Genomic DNA, 17,180 nt, shown 5'->3' with positions numbered 1-17,180 from the left:
GTGGTCAGTTGCCCAGGCCCGGCACGGGCAGCGACGACGGCAGCGGCAGCGGTGCGCCGCCCTGCTGCCCCGCCTGCCCGGCGCCGGCCTCGCCCGCGGTGCCGCCGGTGGCGGTGCCGGCCTCGGGCGCGGTGCTCGAGCCGGGCACCGACGCCGGGGCGCCCGGGCGCAGGCTCGGGGCCGTCGTCGCCGGCGCCTCGCCGCCGATCGTCACGCCCTCGGCCGCCTTGCCGGTCAGCGGGGCGAAGCCGGAGCTGTCGGCGAGCAGCGAGCCGAGGTTGCAGCTCACGCGCCGGGTGCCGGCGGTCCAGGACTCCTCGGCGAGGTTCGTCCAGTAGACGGTGAGCTTGGAGTCGGTGAGCTTCTGCGCCGAGCCGACGTACTGCTCGGCGATCCGCTGGCACGTCGGCTGCAGGTAGTTGTCCTGGTCGTCGACCGACGGGAAGCCGTCCCGGAACTGGGTGCCGAGGTCGACGGTGCCCGCGACCTCCGCGGCGTGCGCCTCGGCGCACGAGGTCGGGTCGGCGACCTCCTTGCCCGCGAGCCCGAGGCACGTGCCCGGGTCGAACACGACGGCCTGGTCGGCGTCGGTCACCCGGCCGGTCGACGCGAAGAGCGCGCCGGTGCGCCCGGGCGCCTGCAGCCCGCAGCGCACCGTGCGGTCGCCGGCCTCCCACGCCGCCTGGGTCGGCTTGAGCGCGCCCGGCTTGTAGCGGCCCGCGGGGTCGAGCCGGCCCTGCAGGTAGGTCCGCGCCTGCGGCGCGCACTGGTCGGTGACGAGCTGCTGCCACGCCGGGTCCGCGGGGAACGGGGCCCCGGGCGGCTGCGCGGCGGTCACCGCGCCGACGCTCTCGAACAGGTGGGACTGCGCGCAGTCGACCTCGGCGACGTCGCCGGCGTCGTCACGGCTCCACGTCAGGCAGCGGCCGGGCTCGGTGGTCAGCGGGGGCGCGTCCTCGTCGTCGTCCGCCGGTGCGGCCCCGCCGGCGCTCGACCCGCCGCCGTTCGCGAGACCCAGGACGTCGGGCCCCGACCCGGTGACGGCGAGCGCGGTGGCGGCGACCAGCATGATCAGCGCGCCCGCGAGGATCCCGACGACGCCCCGGCGCATCGCGCGGCGGCGCGGGTCGCGGCCGTCGTCGGCGCCGAGGAGCCGGTCGAGCCAGCGGTGCCCACCGGCCTGGTCGTCATCGTCGGGGCGGCCCTCGCCGGACGGCCCGAACTGTCGTTCCCGCAGCAGCATCGCCCTGTCATCATGCCGCCCTCGGGATTCCCCGAGCCGGGTGATCCGGTGTCGGGCAGGATCGGTGGTGACCGGCGCGCGCCGGACGGTGCCGGTGGACGGTTGGGCGGAGGGGTCATGGCGGGACGGGACGACGAGCGGGAGCTGCCGTCGGAGCGCCGGACGGAGAAGGTCGACGTGAGCGGGCTCTCCGACGACGCCGCGCGTCCCACCGAGACGGTCGACACCTCGTCCGTGTCGGGCTCGTCGGGCGGGCGCCACCGCGGTCCTGAGAGCGCCACCGACGATGACGACGCCGCCACCCCGCCGTCCGGGGTGCCCGCCGCGACGGCCGGGTCGGGCAGCGGCGAGCTCGCGGCCGTCGGGGCCGACGCCGGTGCGCAGGCCGGGGGAGGCCGCCGTCCCGGGCGCGTCCGCTACCAGGACCCGGCCACCACCAAGCCCCGCGAGCCCACGGTGGCCGAGCAGCGCGCCCGTCGCGAGGCCCAGCGCCGCGAGCGGGCCCAGCGCGACGCGGCGGCCGCGGCGGAGGAGCGCAAGAAGAAGATCCGCAAGCGGGTGCTGGTCGGCGGCGGGGTCGCGGTCGGCGTGGTGGCGCTCGTCGCCGTCGTCTACGCGGCCAGCCAGCCCGACGAGGTCACCGCCCAGTGCGTCGACCCGGCCGGCGTCGTCGTGCCCGACGAGAACTGTGCGGGCACCCAGCAGGGCGGCTACTACGACTCCGGCGGCCACTTCGTGCCGATCTTCATCGGCGGTTTCGGCAACCAGTACCACTACAACTACGGCTCCCGGTCGCCCGTCGGGACGGTGGCGCAGGGCGGCTCGACGGCGCCGCCCGCCAGCGGCACGAGCGTGCGCAGCGGCACCACGGGCAGCTCGATCGGCACCAGCAACGGCAGCAGCGGCACCGTGAGCCGCGGCGGACTGGGCGTCGGCGGCAGCTCGAGCGGCACGAGCGGGGGCAGCGGCAGCTCGAGCAGCAGCGGGGGCAGCAGCTCCAGCGGCAGCTAGGCGTCGGGGGTACGGCAGGATCGGCGACGTGCAGCGCGCGACCGGCAGGCCCCGTCCCGACTGGCAGTCGAAGATCGAGGAGCAGGGGCTCGTCTTCGGCACCCCGGCGTCCGGGCTGAACGGCGCCCGGCCGTACTGGGACGAGTCGGTGCACTACGTGTTCGACATGGCCGAGATCCTCTCGCTCGAGGCGGACGTCGAGCTCCTGCACTCGATGTGCCTCGAGGCCGTCGACCACGTCGTCACCACCGAGCGGTTCCGCGACTTCGCCCTGCCCGAGTGGAGCTGGGAGGCCGTCGCCGCGTCGTGGCGCCGGGGCGATCCGCACCTCTACGGCCGCTTCGACCTGCGCTACGACGGCGCCGGCCCGGCGAAGCTGATGGAGTACAACGCCGACACCCCGACGTCGCTGCTCGAGGCGTCGATCTGCCAGTGGTACTGGCTCAAGGACGTCCACCCCGACGACGACCAGTGGAACTCGCTGCACGAGAAGCTCGTGGAGCGCTGGGGCGAGATCGCCGCGAAGCTGCCGCGCAACGAGGTGCACTTCTGCTGGTCGCAGGCCGACCCCACCGGCGAGGACCACGTCACCGTCGCCTACCTGCAGGAGTGCGCCGCCGAGTCCGGCCTCGACACCGTCGGCCTCGCGATCGAGCAGCTCGGCTGGGACTCCGCGCTCGACCGGTTCGTCGACCTCGAGGAGTCGCCGATCGCGGTCGTCGACAAGCTCTACCCGTGGGAGTGGGTGCTCGGCGACGACTTCGGCAAGCACGTCACGCGCAGCCTGCCCGAGACGGCGTGGATCGAGCCGCTGTGGAAGACGCTGCTGTCGAACAAGGCGCTGCTCGCGGTGCTCTGGGAGATGTACCCCGGCCACCCGAACCTGCTCCCGGCCTCGCTCGGTGACCCCGGCATGCTCACCGAGTACGTCCGCAAGCCGCTGCTGGGCCGCGAGGGCGCCAACATCGCGGTCGTCGCGCCGGGCTACGAGACCGAGACGGGCGGGGTCTACGGCGAGGAGGGCTACGTCTACCAGCTCTTCGACCCGCTGCCCGAGTTCGACGGCTACCGCCCCGCGCTGGGCGCCTGGATCGTCGGCGACACCGCCGCGGGCCTGGGCATCCGCGAGACCACGGGCCTGATCACCGACAACGGCGCGGCGTTCGTGCCTCACCGTATTCCCGACTAAGCCGGACAGGCGACATCAGAGGCGATCCGTCCAGGTCGTCGGTCACGATGAGTGCATGACCACCGCGGAGCGTCGGGCGGGCCCCACGATCACCCCGGAGGCCGCGGCCGCGGTCCCGCCACCGCTGCGGCGTCTGCTGCGGGTGCAGAAGCGGTGGTCCGCTCCCTTGGCGTTCGCGGCGACGGGGACGGTGGCGGTGTTCACCGTGGTCTGCTGGGTCGAGGTGGTCGACCGTGGCCGGACGCCGACCTGGGCGGGCATCGGGGCCATCGCGGGAACCCTGGTGACGCTCTGCCTCGGCATGCTCGCGGTCCATCTGCTCCGCGACGTCGGGCACCGCTTCCGGGCGCTGTACGCGGACCTCGGCGCCGACCGGTCGCTCCCGTCGGCGCCGGCGGCCGCCACCGATGAGGTCCGCCTGGTCTGGGGCGGGCCGGAGCGCGCCCTCGTCACCCGTGCCGGTCAGCCGCTCGGGGCGCTGCGGCCCGACCGTCCGATGACGGCGCCGGTGCTCGTGTCCTCGCTGCGCCATCGCGCTCCGCTGGCCGACGGTGAGGGCGGACGGGGAGCCGATGCGGTCCTGCACGCCGACGGGTCGCGGTGGCGGCTGACCCTCGCGAACGCCACGGGCCCGGCGGGGACGGTGCACCGGAACCGGGGGTGGGGCGACGAGGTGTACGGGGAGCTCCTCGAGGTCGACGGGCGGGGTGCCCTCGAGGTGCAGGCGTGGGTCGCGGACGCCGATCTGCGCTGGTACGAGCTGTCGCGGCCGACCGTCGCGGCGCTCGGCGCGGGCGAACCGCTGGTGTGGCCGCAGGTGCCCCGTCACCTGTCGGACAGCGCGGTGCTGTGGCTGGTGTGGCGCCGTGTCGCCGGGGCGCTGCTGGCCGAGGCGCACCGGCAGCGCGACGCACGCGAGCAGTCGGCGCACCGCGTGGCCAACAGCATCGGCTGAGCGGAGGTGTCCTAGTCTGGCGCCCCGTTCGTCCGTATGGAGGGCCACGACGTGCTCGCTCCCGATTTCTGGCCCACCGTGGGCGTGAACATCGGCCTCATCGCGGTGTACGCGGTGATCGGCGCCGTGCTGATGTACGTCGGCTACTTCGCGATCGACCTGACGACGCCGGGCGACCTGCGGGGCCTCGTGCGCGAGGGCCGTCCCAACGCCGTCGTCGTGGCCGCGGCGGGGCTCGTGTCGATGGCCTTCATCGTCATCACCGCCATCTACATCTCCGGCGGCGGCTTCCTCGCGGGCATCCTCAACACCTCGATCTACGGCCTGGTCGGGATCATCGCCCAGGTCCTGGCGGTGCGGGGCCTCGAGGCGGTCTCGCGGCTCGACGTCGACGCGTGCCTGCACGACGACCGACTCACCGCCGACTCGTTCGTCATCGCGGCCATGCACGTCGCGCTCGGGCTCGTCGTCGCGGTCGCCATCATCTAGCGGGCGAACCCCCGGGACACGCGCCCACCCCAGCCCCTCCACGGGGTCCTCACGACCTACCCTTTTCCGTGGTGCCCACCCTCGTGCTCGACGCCTCCCCGACCGCTCGTCCCCGGGACGCCCGGTGACGACGCTGGTGCGCGCCGACCACTCCGCCTCGCCGCAGGACGAGCCCGACCGGGCCCCTCGCCTCAGCGGACGGTCGCTGCTCGTCTGGGCCCTGCTGACGATCGTGCTGGGCCTCGCGGTCCCGCTCGCGCCGGTGACCGCGCAGGACACCACCGTCACGTGGCCCGGCCCGGCCGCCACCCCCGGCGCCCCGATCTCCACCCAGCTCGCCCTCAACCCGCCGCGACCGCTCGGGTTCTCCGCGACGGTGCCCTGCGCCGCCCTGCGCGCCGGCGGGGACGTGCTGCGCACCCTGCCCGGGAACCCGACGGGTGGCGGCCTCGTGCTCGCCTCGACCGGCGCCGCTGCGAGCCTCACGGTCTCCGGGCGGACCGTGGCCGCCGGGCCGGTGCCGCCGGGTGACTGCGTCCTCGCGATCGAGGTCGACGCCACCGGGCTGCGGGTCACCCAGGACGGCGCGCCCCTGCCGCTCGCCTGCGGCGACTGCGCCGACGTCCTCCCGCCGATCATGGCCCAGCTGACCACCAGCACCGACGGCACGCCCGCGGCGGCGGGGCTCGGGGTCTCGGTGCGCACCGACGACCGGTACGCCTCCACGCCAGGCGTGCTCAAGACGGTCCTGCTCGTGGCGCACCTCGCGTCGCTCACGGTGCTGCTGGTGCTCGCCTACCGCCAGGGTCGCTGGCGGCGGGCGCGGGGCTGGGTCGCGCCGCGGTCGTGGCCGGGCCGGCTGCGTCGCCACCTGTCGTGGGCCGACGGGCTGCTGCTCGCGATCTCCGCGGGCTGGGTGCTCGTCGCGCCGATGAACTTCGACGACAGCTGGTACCCCCTCATGGCGCGCGACGCCGGCGAGGCGGGCTACATCGGCAACGCCGTCTACATGTTCAACGTCACCGAGAACCCCTTCGTGGCCTCGCAGTACGCGATGCAGGCCTGGGGGGCGATCGGGGGCTGGGGGATCGTCTGGCAGCGATGCCTGCCGCTGCTCTACGGCCTGGCGACCTGGGCGCTCCTGCGCGCCTTCTTCGTGCTGATCTCGCGGCGCACCAACGTCCGCCGCGCCTGGGTGCCGTGGGCGCTGCTCACGGCGCACCTGCTGTGGTGGCTGCCGTTCGGGCTGACGCTGCGCCCCGAGCCGCTGATCGTGCTGCTCTCGGTGGTCGTGCTGCTGCTCGTCGAGCTGGCCCGCGACCGCGGCACCCCTTTCCTCTACGTCGGCGCCGTCATGGCCGCCGCACTGGCCCTCGCCTGCTCGCCGACCGGGCTCGTCGCCGTCGCCCCGCTGCTCGTGGAGATCCCGCGGGCCTGGCCGCACATGGTCGCCGCGCCCCGGCGCCAGCAGGTCACGCTGCTGCTGGTGCTCGCGGCCGCGTCGTCGATCGCGGTGCCGGTGGCGTTCGCCGACGCGTCGCTGGGCGACGTCATCGAGGCGTCCGCGGTGCACGCGTACTACTACGACACCGTCCCCTGGTACGACGAGCTCGTCCACTACCAGACCCTGCTCGGACCGGGCCGGACGCCGTGGGCCGCGCGGGCGCCGATCCTCATCACGCTCGGGCTGACGCTGCTGGTCGCGGCGGGCAGCGGGCTGCGCGGGCCGGAGGACGACGCCCTGCGCCGCGTGCTGCTGCACTCCGCGGCGACCACCGCGCTCGCCTTCGTGCTGGTCGCGGCGAGCCCGACGAAGTGGGTGCTGCACTTCCCGGTGATCGCCGCCTCCGGCACCGTGCTCATCGCGCTCGCCCTGCTGCGTGGCCCGATGCCGCGCCACGACCGCGCGCTGGCCACCGTCGGCGGGGTCGCGGTGCTCGTGCTCGCCACGTCGGTGAGCTACGCCGGCTGGAACCTGTGGCGGCCCTACACCGACCGCGGCCAGTTCTTCGGCGACCACGCCGACCCCTACCCGACGCCGCTGAGCCAGAACCTGCTCGCCCCGCACTTCGGGCCGATCTTCCTGCGCAACCCGCTCGTGTGGGTCGGGATCGCCGTGCTCGCCGCGGTGTGGGCGCACTGGTCGCTGCGGCGCTGGCCGCAGCGCTGGCTGCCCCGCCCGGAGCCCGACCGCGCGCTGCTCGCCGTGGCGTGCGGGAGCGTGGTGATCGGGCTGATCGCGGTCATGGTGCTCGCGCCGCTGCGGCAGTACCCGGGGTGGACGGTGGCACTCGGCAACGCGAAGGACGTCGTCCGGCAGGGCTGCGGGCTCGAGGACAACGTCAGCGTCCTGCGCCCGACACCGGCCCTGCTCGGCGCGCCCGTGACGCCGGCGGTGACCACGGGCGACATGGTCGACGACACCGTCGCGCCCGTCCCCGAACCCGTCCCGGGCCTCGGGCGCGTGTGGCACGACGTCACCGACGACTCGAGCGGCCGCGGCACGCTGGTCACCGGCTGGTACCCCGTGCCGGCCGACTCCGGCGCGACCGACGTCGTCGTGCCGCTGCTCGAGTCCGGCCCGCCCGACGAGCGGGTGTCGGTGGAGTTCGCCGACGGTCCCGCCACCGCTCCGCGGGTGCTCGGGCGCACCGGGATCGACTACCTCCCGCAGGCCGACGAGCGCACCTGGCAGCAGCGGCCGGTCTCGCTGGTCGACGCGCCCGGCGATCCGACGTTCGTGCGGGTGGTCGTGGACTCGACCGGCGAGCGCGGCTCCGACCGCCTCGCCGTCGCCCAGCCCTTCCTGGCCCGCCCGGAGCCGATCGCGCCGCTGCTCGCGGGACAGCCGGTACTGGTCGACCAGATGTCGTCGGTGCTGTGGCCGTGCGTCGACCAGGTCGCGGTCCACGACGGCATCGCCCCGCCCTCGACCATCCGCATCCACGCCGACGAGGACCTCACCTCGGCGTACTACGGGCTGCAGGACAACCGCCTGCGCGGCGGGGTCTGGCGCTTCGACACCGTCGGTGTGACGTACGTGCGGCTGGCGACGGCCGTGGCGCCGGGGTCGCAGCCCGCCAAGCCGTGGGGCCGGGTCGACCTCGTGGTGCGGGACCTGCCGACCGGGCGCTACGGGGTCACCACGACTGAGCGCTCGAAGCCGGGCTGGGAGCGCGGCCCGACCCTCGCCCGCGAGGAGTACGTCGACGTGCCGTACCAGGGCGCGGTCGGTTAGACGCGCGCTCTCGTCGACAGCGATGAGAGCGCGCGTCTGACGGCGGGCCTGCGGGCGAGCTATGCGCAAGATCGCGTCGAGAGCGACGGGGTGCGCCTGGTTGAGGGCGGGCACCGTGGGTGAGCTACGCACAAGATCGCGTCGGGAGCGACGGCCAGCGCCGGCGGTGGCGGGCCTCGTGGGCGAGCTATGCACAAGATCGCGTCGAGTGCGACGGCGGCAGGGCGTCGGCGGCGGCACGTTGAGGCGAGCTACGCGCAAGATCGTATCGAGTGCGACGACGGCGGGCGTCGGTGATGGCAGGCACCGCCGGCGAGCTATGCCAAGATCGCGTCGAGACCGACCGGAGGTCAGCGGTGGCGGCCGCTCTGCGCGAGCTGTGCACAAGATTGCATCGAGTGCGACGACGGCGGGCGTCGGCGATGAGCGGGGGTGCCGGCGGGGACGTGTGCGCGTGATCGCGTCGAGACCGACCGGGCTTTCCGGAGGACGGCGTGTCCGGTGCCGGCGCCCGGCAGAGGCCGGGCTTGGCAGACAGGCTGGCAGCTCGCCGCGACGTCGGGATTGGCGGACCGGCTGGCCCGTGCCACGGAGGGCTGAGCGTCGGCGCGTCCTCGCGCGTCGCGTGCGGCCCCGTTCTGCCGCGAGTAAGCAGCGAACGGCGCCCTCGCTGCCCACCCCGGGGTCCGGCGAGCCCGACCGGCCGCTGGGCCGGCCTCGGCGTCGCCACCAGGGGAGCGGGGGCCAGCTCGCCGTGCCGACGCGGGTCACGGGGCTGGCGCCGTCGGTCCAGGCGCGATCACCCGCCTTGGTAGCGATCGCTCGACCACAGGGTGGTCGGACTCGGTGCGATCTTGTGTATAGGTCATCGCTGAGCAGGGTGCGATGCCCAGCTGCGGGCGCGAGGTGCGCGCCGATGGCGGCGTCGTCGGTTGGGGTGCGGTCGCGTGCTCGCCGGGTCATGCTCGCTCGCCGACAGGGCAGTCGGTCTCGGTGCGATCTTGTGCGTAGGTCGCGAGCCGAGCTCGGTGCGGTGTCGAGCTGCGGTGGCGAGGTGCGCCGATGGCGGCGTCGTCGGTCGGACGGCGGCCGAGGGTGCCCGCCGGGTGGTGGTCGCTCGCCGACGGGGTGGTCGGTCTCGGTGCGATCTTGTGCATACGTCGCGAGCCGAGCTCGGTGCGAGGTCGAGCTGCGGTGGCGAGGTGCGCGCCGATGGCGGCGTCGTCGGTCGGACGGCGGCCGGGGGTGCCCGCCGGGTGGTGCTCGCTCGCCGACGGGGTGGTCGGTCTCGGTGCGATCTTGTGCATAGGTCGCGAGCAGGGTCGCCGCACCGGGATCGACGCGAGCCCGACCAGCCGCCTAATCGTCCCCGCCGACCTCCTCCCGCACCTGGTCGTCGCGGTCGGCGCGGACCAGGGCGGCGGCGAGGCGGGCGAGGTCGTCGCCCGCCACCTGCTCGGCCAGCTTCCCCGCGTCGGTGGGCAGGCCCAGCTTCTCGGCGCCGGCGAGGGCCTTCTCGTCGAGGTGGGGGCGGTACTCGGGCCAGACGGCCTGGACCTCGCGCACGAAGATGTCGGCGCCCACCGGGCCGAGGCGCGGGAACGCGGTGAGGTGCTCGCGCAGGGTCGCGACGTCGCCGTCGGCAGCCTTCCGCAGGCGCCGCAGGTCGCCGCCCCACTCGTCGAGGACGCGCTGGGCGCCCTCCTGCAGGGCGGTGGTGGTCTGCTCGGTGCCCGTGTACTTCGCGCGGCCCAGCGTCGCCACGACGTCCTCCCACGACGCGTCGCGCACGCGCTCCGGGGTGCCGTAGCCGGCGTCGACGAGCTCGCGGCACGCCCGCGTCCCGAGCTTCGCCTGCACGCGCCGGGAGAGCAGCACGCTCAGCACGAGCAGGCGGTAGAGCGGCGCGGGCTCGTCGCGCAGCGCGATGCCCGCCTCGTCCGCGAAGGTCTGCCCGGCCTCGTCGAGCAGCGAGTCGATGGTGCTCACCGGGGCGGTTACCCGAGCCGCGAGGTCATAGTCTCGGTGACGTGCAGAGACCGCGGCTGGTCGCGACCGACGTCGACGGGACGCTCCTCGGCGGCGACGAGGAGCCCTCGCCGCGCACCCGGGCGGTCGTCGGACGGATGGTCGAGGCCGGGGTGCCCCTCGTCCTCGCGACCGGGCGTCCGCCGCGGTGGATCCCGCGGGTGTGCGAGGCGCTCGGGGTGCACGCGCTGACCGTGGCCGCGAACGGCGCGGTGCTCTACGACACCGCGACCGACCGGGTCGTGGCCGCCGAGACCCTCGACGTGGACGCCCTGGCCGCGGTGGCCGACGGGCTGCGCGCTGCGGTGCCGGGCTGCGGGCTGGCCGTCGAGCGGGTGGGCGCGGGCGCCTACGACCGCCGCGAGGACCAGTTCGTCTCCGAGGCCGCCTACGTGCACGCCTGGCCCCACCCCGACCACCGCCACGTGGCGCCGGGCGACCTGCTCGCCGAGCCGGTGGTCAAGGTGCTCGCCCGCCACCCCACCCGGACCAGCGCGGACATGGCGCAGGCGGCGCGGCGGGCGGTCGGGCACCTCGTCGACGTCACGTACTCGGCGGGCGGCGGGCTGCTCGAGTGCGCGGTCCGCGGCGTCACCAAGGCGACGGGTCTCGCGCGTGCCGCGACGCACCATGGGGTCGGCGCCGGGGACGTCGTCGCGTTCGGTGACATGCCCAACGACCTCGCCATGCTCCGGTGGGCCGGCCACGGCGTCGCGGTGGGCAACGCTCACCCGGATGTGCTCCACGTCGCGGACGAGGTCACCGCGAGCAACCTCGACGACGGTGTGGCGTCCGTACTCGAGAGGTGGTTCTGACGCCCGTCGCCCGGGAACCACCGTCCGGCGTGGCGACTGGACCACCGCGGGGCCCGTTGTCAAGGCCCGCGTAGCATCCGCGTCGAGGCCGGACGTCCGCACGCCTGCACCAGGAGGACCACCACGTGCTCGATCGAGCCGAGGATCCCGGCGTCACCGTCGGGCCGGTCCGGGGGGAGGTCGCGGTCCTGCGGGCCGTGCAGGAGCGTCTCGCCACCCCGCCCGTGGTCGGTGCCGCCCGCGCGATGTCGCTGTTCGGCGAGCACGCCGCCGGGTGGATCGCCCTGGGCGCCGTCGGTGCCGCGCTCGACGCGCCGCGGCGCCGGCAGTGGGCCACCGCCGTCGGCGGCGTCGTCGCCGCGCACGGGGCCTCGATCGCCGTCAAGCGCGTGGTGCGCCGTCGCCGGCCCCACGACCCGCGGGTGGCCGTGCACGTCGGGACGCCCAGCCGCCTGAGCTTCCCGTCCTCGCACGCCTCGTCCACCACCGCCGCCGCCCTGCTCTACGCCGGACTCGCCGGCGGGGCGACGGCGGGCGCGGCGTCCCTCGTCGTCCCCGGCATGGCGCTCTCGCGCCTGGTGCTGGGCGTCCACTACCCGACCGACGTGCTGGCGGGCTCGGTGCTCGGAGCGGCGTTCGCCTTCGGCGCGCGCCGGCTCGTGCGCCGGGGCTCGGTCGGCCGCTGGAGGACCGCATGACCCCCCTCACGCCGCCCAGCTCCGCCCGCGAGCAGGAGAGCGCCGCCCCCGCGGAGGCCGCCCCGACCGCCGAGGCCGTCTCCGACCGGGTCGCCGAGGACAAGGCCCGCCCCGCGGAGCCCACCACCTCCACCCGCCCCCGCTCGCTGGCCGTGCCGCTGGGCCTGCTCAAGGCGATGCGCCCGCGGCAGTGGGTGAAGAACGTCCTCGTGCTCGCGGCGCCGTTCGCCGCGGGCCGGCTGCTCGACCTCACGGTGCTGCCCGACGTCGCGCTGGCGTTCGTCGCGTTCTCGCTGGCCGCGTCCGGTGTCTACCTGATCAACGACACCAAGGACGTCGAGGCCGACCGCGCGCACCCGAAGAAGCGCCACCGGCCGATCGCGGCGGGCATCGTGCCGCCGGCGCTCGCGGTGGTCACCGGCATCGTGCTGTTCGCCGGGGCGCTCGGGGTCAGCTTCCTCGCCGACCCCGACCTGCTCACGGTCACCGGCATCTACATCGCCGTGCAGCTCGCGTACTGCCTGTGGCTCAAGCACGAACCCGTCATCGACATCTGCATCGTCTCGTCGGGCTTCCTCATGCGGGCGATCGCCGGTGGTGCCGCGGCCGGGCTGTACCTGTCGCCGTGGTTCCTGCTCACGATGGCGTTCGGCTCGCTGTTCATGGCGTCGGGCAAGCGCTACGCCGAGATGCGGCTCTCCGAGCGCACCGGCGCGAAGATCCGCAAGTCGCTGGAGCGCTACTCGGCGTCCTACCTGCGCTTCGTCTGGTCCCTCTCGGCCACCGTCGTGATCATGGCCTACGGGCTGTGGGCGTTCGGCATCGGCGTGACGGCCATGCCCGGGCGGCTGCCGTCCGCGCCGTCGACCTGGGCGATCGTGTCGATCGTCCCGTTCGTGGTGGCGGTGCTGCGCTACGCGGTCGACGTCGACGGCGGCAACGGCGGGGAGCCCGAGGAGATCGTGCTCGGCGACCGGGTGCTGCAGGTGCTCGGCCTGGTCTGGGTGGTGCTCATCGGGCTCGCGGTCTACACGGCGATGGCCTGACCGTGGCCCCGCGGGCGCGCGGGCTCCTCGGCGGGCTCGTGCGCTACGGCCTGGTGGGAGTGGCCAACGCCGCCACCTACTACGGGGTCTACCTGCTCGCGCACCCGCACGCGGGCTACCTCGTCGCGCACGTCGTCGGGCTGGGCGCGGCGATGGTCGTGTCGTTCCTGCTCAACTGCCGCTTCACCTTCCGGGTCCGCCCGACGTGGACGCGGCTGCTGCTCTACCCCGCGTCGCAGGCGGTCAACATCGCCGCGACGACGATCGGCGTGGTCGCGCTCGTGCACCTCGGCGTGGACGAGCGCCTCGCCCCGCTGCTGGCCGCGGCGCTGGCGGTGCCGGTGAGCTTCCTGGCGGCCCGGTTCGTCATCACGCGCGCGCCAGGGGGCCCGCCGTCCCCGATCGTGTCCTGGGACGCGCCGACCGGGCCGATCCCGCTGGGCGGACGCTGACCCCTCAGCGACGGTCGACGGTGAGCGTCGTCCAGGCGCCCACGTGGATGTGGTCGCCGGGGCGCAGGGCCACCGGCGTGTCCGGGGTCAGCGGCTCCTCGCCGTAGTTCAGCGTCGTCCCGTTCGTCGAGCCCGCGTCGATGACGACCCACCGGTCGGGCGGCAGCGCGAGGAGCACGGCGTGCAGCTTCGAGACGCCGGGATCGCGCGGGGGGCCGCCGAGGTCGATCTCCGGGGCGTCGGTGCCTGTCCGGTCCCCCGCGCGGCCGACGCGCACCTCGTCCGCGGTCAGGGCGATCTCGCGGGGGGCGAGGTCGGTCGGGAAGTCGCCGGGGAGGTCGTCCGGGTCGCCCGTGGTGCCGCGGGCGCGCACGAGCTCGAAGTAGTCGCGGTCGGCCCACACGGTGACGACCCACGAGCCGCCGACCGAGCCGACGTCGGGGGTCTCGCTCACCGGTCGACCACCCCCGGCCCGTCGAGCGGGATCGGGCCGGTGCGCTCGTCGGGGCCGCGCGCGTCGACGGTGACCGAGGGACGGTCGGTGTCGGCGGGCGGCACGACGGGCACGAGCGCGAGCGTCGCGTTGTCGGAGCCGCCGTCGTCGAGCGCCGCGGCGAGCAGGGCCGCGGCGGCGGCGAGCGCCGGGTGGTCCGGGACGCCCTCCTCGGCCGGCGGCGGCCCGCTGAGCGCCGGGGCGGCGAGGCGGGCGAGGACCGCGGGATCGGGCAGGTGGTTCCACAGCCCGTCGCTGCACAGCAGCAGCAGGCCCGGCGTCCCGACGCGCACGCGGCGGGCATGCGCCGGACCGCTCGGGGCGTCGCGCCCGAGCCACCGGGTCAGCACGTGCGCGCGGCGGTCGCGGGCCGCCTCCTCGCGCGACATGATCCCGGCGTTGGCGATCTCCTCGGCCCACGAGTCGTCGGTGCTCAGCAGGCGCGACGACCCGTCGCCGGCGAGCCAGTAGGCGCGGCTGTCGCCGATCCACGACACGACCGCGTCCCCGCCGCGCACGACCGCGGCCACGTAGGTGCAGGCCGGCGCGTCGCCGCCGCCGCGCCCGAGGTCCGCCGCGGCGGTGGCGGCGGCGGCCGAGGCGGCGGTGGCCAGGGAGTCCAGCTCGCCGCTCACGCCGGTGCCGGCCCGGCCGGACGGCGGCTCCGCGGGCTCGACGGGCACGGGGCCGGTGTCGCTCGCCGAGATCGCCGGGAAGCCGGTGGGCGGGGTCGGTGGTGCGGCCGCGGTCTCGAGGGCGGCCCCGACCGCGGCGCCGACGGCCACGAGTGAGGCCTCGTCGCCGCGACGCGCGGACGCGACGCCGTCGCAGACGACGGCCACCCACGTCTCGATCCCGCCCTCGACGCGGCGGCCCAGCTCGACGGCGTCCTCGTTGCGGCGCCGGCGCAGGCCCCGGTCGGTGATCGCCGCGGCGTCGCCGAGGACCAGCTCCACGTGATCGCGCAGGGCCGGGCGGTGCGCGCCGCACGTCGGGCACGAGCCGTCGGCCGCCGCGGGCGCCTCGTCGCCGCACTGCGGGCAGGGCGGCGGGGTGCCCTCGGCGAGCTCGGCGCGCAGGTCGGTGCGCTCGACCAGCGGGCCGCCGCCGACCCCGGCGCCCCCCGCGTCCCCGGCGCTCCTGCTGGGCCCGCGCTCGCCGGGCAGCGGGGAGGTCCCGGCCATCTCCATCACGGGATCGCTGCTCCTCGGGCGTCGCGGGTGTCGCGGGCGGCGCCGACCGGACGGCTCCCGCCACGTCGGGTGGGTCCATCCTCCGGGTCCGCACCGGCTCCGACGCCGACCCCCACGCCGCAGTCGCCCGGACGGGCGGTGTAGCGGTCGGTGCCGGCCGTGTCCGTCGTGTCGGGTCCGTCGTACCCCGCCCGGACCCGGCGCGCCTCCTCCGCGAACGCCTCCACGCTGCGGTGACGGCGGGCGGGGTCGACGTCGGTGGCGCGGGCGAGCAGGGCGACGAGGCCGGGGTCGTCGCGCAGCACGGGGTGCGCGGCCGGATCGGGCAGGCGCAGGGCGTGGTGGCGCAGGTGGTCGAACTCCGCGACCAGCACGGCGACCGTCCGCCCCAGCGCGAAGACCTCGGAGGCCACCGACGGCCCCGGGCCGCCGGGGTGGATCTCGGGGGCGACGAAGCCGGTGGTGGCCCAGACGTCGCTGTGGCGGTCCTCGACGCGGCGCACGCTGCCCAGGTCGAGCACCGTGATGCCCCCGGGCCCGCGCAGCAGGTTGCTGGGGTTGAGGTCGGCGTGCAGCAGGCCGTGCCGGTGCAGCGCGGCGATCGGGCCCACCGCGCCCAGCACGGCGTCGAGGGCCTCGGCGGGCGGGCACGGCCGGTGCGCGGACAGCGGCTCGCCGGGCACGTGGTCGAGCACGAGCAGGCGCACCGGCCCGTCGCGGCCGTCGGCGCGCACCACGTCGCGGGCGCGCACGAGCCCCGGCACGTCGAGGGCCAGGAGGACCTCGGTCTCCTCGACGGCCAGCGCGCCCGCCGCCGGGCCGTCCGGGCCCTCGAGCCGCCCGAGCACGACCAGCGCGCCGTCGGAGGTCCGCGTCGCCGTGTACGACCAGCCGCGCGCACCGCGGGCCAGCGGGGCGCGGACCCGGTAGCGCTCGCCCGCGCCGCCCGTCACCTCGGCGTCGACCGCGAGATCCGGGCGGACGTCGTACGCGGCGCCGCACCACGGGCAGGTGCCGCGCTCGGGTCCCGGGCGCCCGCCGCGACCCCGACCGACGGGCCCGTCGCAGCGCGCGCAGAACCGCGCCTGCTCGGGGACCGGGGAACCGTTGGTCCCCGGGCCGGGTCCGCCCATGCGCCGTCCGTCCGTCTCGCTGCGCCGCCGGCACCCGTCGTGCGCGGTCTCCACGCCATCGTGTCATCGCGGCACGGGGCGCCGCGCTCTGCCGTCGGGCGTGATCACCCGTCACCCGGCCGGGGGTTCCTCCGTCCGGGGGGCTGGGCACGTCCGCTCAGCTCAGGGGCCTGCCGGTCGTGGCTGCGCGACGGCGCCGGCGGGGAGGGTGCCGGGGCCGAACGGGTCCTCGCCTGCCATGCTGTCGCCGCACCGAAGCCGATCGGGGGGTTGGTGCCGTGCCCTGCGCGGGCCGGCGCGCGGCCTTCCGTGCCGAGAGTCCGGAGGTCGTGCCCGTGAGCGCAGCCGACGACGTCGACCGTCCCGTCGGGTCCGACGAGCCGACCGGGGACCGGTCGGCCCAGCACCGCCGTCCCGACGACTCGGGGAGTGCGGGGAGTGCTGCCGGCGACGCCCTCACCGACGGGCTCAGCATGCCCGGTCCGGGCGCGGGTGCGCCCGCCGCCACGCCGGGCGAGGGCGGATCCGGTGCCGCCGGTGGGTCCGCCTCGGTCGCCGACGCGGCCGCCGAGGCCGAGCGGGCGCTGGCGCAGGCCGCGCGCGACGCCGAGCAGGCCGTGCGCGACGCGCACTCCGACGGCACGCAGGCCGTCGAGAAGGGCTTCGCGGACGCCCAGCGGGCGACGGAGCGCGCCTACGAGGAGGCCTCGGCGAAGAACGACCGGCTGGCGTGACGCGATGGTGACGGGACCCCGCCCGGCTCCCGGCCCCCGTCCGCCGGTTCGCCCGTCCGGCACGTCCGCGCGGGGCGGGTGAGACATGGCGGTCCAGATCCGCATCACCGCCGACGGGGTCGTCGTGCGCTTCACCGGCACCGACCGCGTCTGGGCGTGCCGGCGTGGGGTCTACCTGCCGCTGAGCCGCGTGCTGCTGGCCCGCCCCATGGCCCGGCGTGACGCGGTCTCGGCGAGCCCGCGCGTCCACCTGCCCGGGGTGAGCGTGCCGAAGGTGCTGCGCGCCGGCTCGTACGGTGTGGGCGAGCGGCGCCAGCTGTGGATGGTCCGGAGCGCGCAGAGCCTGCTGGCGATCTACCTGCGCGGCGACCCGTACCACCGCATCGTCGTCGAGGTCCCCGACCCCGAGGCCACCAGCAGGACCATCAACGAGGCGCTGCCGCCGCGGCGCCTGCCCGCCTGA

Annotated in this window: 16 protein-coding genes; 11 read left to right on the top strand and 5 right to left on the bottom strand. The window is 75.9% G+C overall.

The window, feature by feature from the left end; genetic code table 11:
• Window positions 1-4: 4 nt before the first annotated feature.
• Complete coding sequence (locus PH190_RS09105; RefSeq protein WP_274231185.1) at window positions 5-1,243, bottom strand: septum formation family protein; 1,239 nt, start codon at window positions 1,241-1,243, stop codon at window positions 5-7.
• 117 nt (window positions 1,244-1,360) lie between these two features.
• Here PH190_RS09105 and PH190_RS09100 point away from each other — a divergent pair, with 117 nt between their 5' ends.
• The 5 genes from PH190_RS09100 (at window position 1,361) to PH190_RS09080 (ending at window position 8,125) form a co-directional block, all read left to right on the top strand.
• Window positions 1,361-2,254, top strand: a complete 894-nt coding sequence (locus PH190_RS09100; RefSeq protein WP_274231184.1) for a hypothetical protein — start codon at window positions 1,361-1,363, stop codon at window positions 2,252-2,254.
• 28 nt (window positions 2,255-2,282) lie between these two features.
• The gene (locus PH190_RS09095) at window positions 2,283-3,443 is read left to right on the top strand and encodes a glutathionylspermidine synthase family protein (RefSeq protein WP_274231183.1); all 1,161 of its coding nucleotides are present in this window, start codon (window positions 2,283-2,285) and stop codon (window positions 3,441-3,443) included.
• 55 nt (window positions 3,444-3,498) lie between these two features.
• On the top strand, window positions 3,499-4,398 hold the full coding sequence (locus PH190_RS09090) for a hypothetical protein (RefSeq protein ID WP_274231182.1): 900 nt from the start codon (window positions 3,499-3,501) through the stop codon (window positions 4,396-4,398).
• Between the two features lie 51 nt (window positions 4,399-4,449).
• Window positions 4,450-4,887 (top strand): DUF350 domain-containing protein, encoded by a 438-nt coding sequence (locus PH190_RS09085; RefSeq protein ID WP_274231181.1) that lies wholly within the window; start codon window positions 4,450-4,452, stop codon window positions 4,885-4,887.
• Window positions 4,888-5,011: 124 nt separating this feature from the next.
• Window positions 5,012-8,125, top strand: coding sequence for an arabinosyltransferase domain-containing protein (locus PH190_RS09080; protein WP_274231180.1), 3,114 nt, complete (start codon window positions 5,012-5,014; stop codon window positions 8,123-8,125).
• 1,359 nt (window positions 8,126-9,484) lie between these two features.
• Here PH190_RS09080 and PH190_RS09075 read toward each other — a convergent pair.
• A complete protein-coding gene (locus PH190_RS09075) occupies window positions 9,485-10,114 on the bottom strand; it encodes an endonuclease (protein WP_274231179.1) in 630 nt (209 codons plus the stop codon).
• A gap of 41 nt (window positions 10,115-10,155) precedes the next feature.
• On the opposite strand from PH190_RS09075, the gene PH190_RS09070 reads away from it, so the two are divergent.
• The 4 genes from PH190_RS09070 (at window position 10,156) to PH190_RS09055 (ending at window position 13,164) form a co-directional block, all read left to right on the top strand.
• Window positions 10,156-10,968, top strand: coding sequence for an HAD family hydrolase (locus tag PH190_RS09070; RefSeq protein ID WP_274231178.1), 813 nt, complete (start codon window positions 10,156-10,158; stop codon window positions 10,966-10,968).
• A gap of 125 nt (window positions 10,969-11,093) precedes the next feature.
• On the top strand, window positions 11,094-11,666 hold the full coding sequence (locus PH190_RS09065; RefSeq protein ID WP_274231177.1) for a phosphatase PAP2 family protein: 573 nt from the start codon (window positions 11,094-11,096) through the stop codon (window positions 11,664-11,666).
• Window positions 11,663-12,712 (top strand): decaprenyl-phosphate phosphoribosyltransferase, encoded by a 1,050-nt coding sequence (locus PH190_RS09060; protein ID WP_274231176.1) that lies wholly within the window; start codon window positions 11,663-11,665, stop codon window positions 12,710-12,712. The genes PH190_RS09065 and PH190_RS09060 overlap by 4 nt, the downstream gene beginning before the upstream one ends.
• Before the next feature lie 2 nt (window positions 12,713-12,714).
• Window positions 12,715-13,164: a GtrA family protein gene (locus PH190_RS09055; protein ID WP_274231175.1), complete on the top strand. Its 450-nt coding sequence runs from the start codon at window positions 12,715-12,717 to the stop codon at window positions 13,162-13,164.
• A gap of 4 nt (window positions 13,165-13,168) precedes the next feature.
• Here the strand turns inward: PH190_RS09055 and PH190_RS09050 are convergent, their stop codons facing one another.
• The 3 genes from PH190_RS09050 to PH190_RS09040 are packed head-to-tail and all read right to left on the bottom strand — an operon-like array spanning window position 13,169 to window position 15,983.
• Entirely contained in the window at window positions 13,169-13,618 is a 450-nt protein-coding gene (locus PH190_RS09050) for an FHA domain-containing protein (protein ID WP_274231174.1), read from the bottom strand.
• The gene (locus tag PH190_RS09045; protein WP_274231385.1) at window positions 13,615-14,847 is read right to left on the bottom strand and encodes a PP2C family protein-serine/threonine phosphatase; all 1,233 of its coding nucleotides are present in this window, start codon (window positions 14,845-14,847) and stop codon (window positions 13,615-13,617) included. The genes PH190_RS09050 and PH190_RS09045 overlap by 4 nt, the downstream gene beginning before the upstream one ends.
• Complete coding sequence (locus PH190_RS09040; RefSeq protein ID WP_274231173.1) at window positions 14,847-15,983, bottom strand: protein kinase domain-containing protein; 1,137 nt, start codon at window positions 15,981-15,983, stop codon at window positions 14,847-14,849. The genes PH190_RS09045 and PH190_RS09040 overlap by 1 nt, the downstream gene beginning before the upstream one ends.
• Before the next feature lie 335 nt (window positions 15,984-16,318).
• Between PH190_RS09040 and PH190_RS09035 the strand changes: the two genes are divergently transcribed.
• Both PH190_RS09035 and PH190_RS09030 read left to right on the top strand, forming a co-directional pair.
• Window positions 16,319-16,717, top strand: a complete 399-nt coding sequence (locus PH190_RS09035) for a hypothetical protein (protein ID WP_274231172.1) — start codon at window positions 16,319-16,321, stop codon at window positions 16,715-16,717.
• Between the two features lie 85 nt (window positions 16,718-16,802).
• A complete protein-coding gene (locus PH190_RS09030) occupies window positions 16,803-17,180 on the top strand; it encodes a hypothetical protein (RefSeq protein ID WP_274231171.1) in 378 nt (125 codons plus the stop codon).

The organism is Actinomycetospora straminea (assembly GCF_028737255.1).
In the GTDB taxonomy this organism is placed as follows: Bacteria; Actinomycetota; Actinomycetes; order Mycobacteriales; family Pseudonocardiaceae; genus Actinomycetospora; species Actinomycetospora straminea.
The sequence above is the reverse complement of the archived record's forward strand: the minus strand, read 5'-3'. Positions and strand labels throughout refer to the sequence as shown.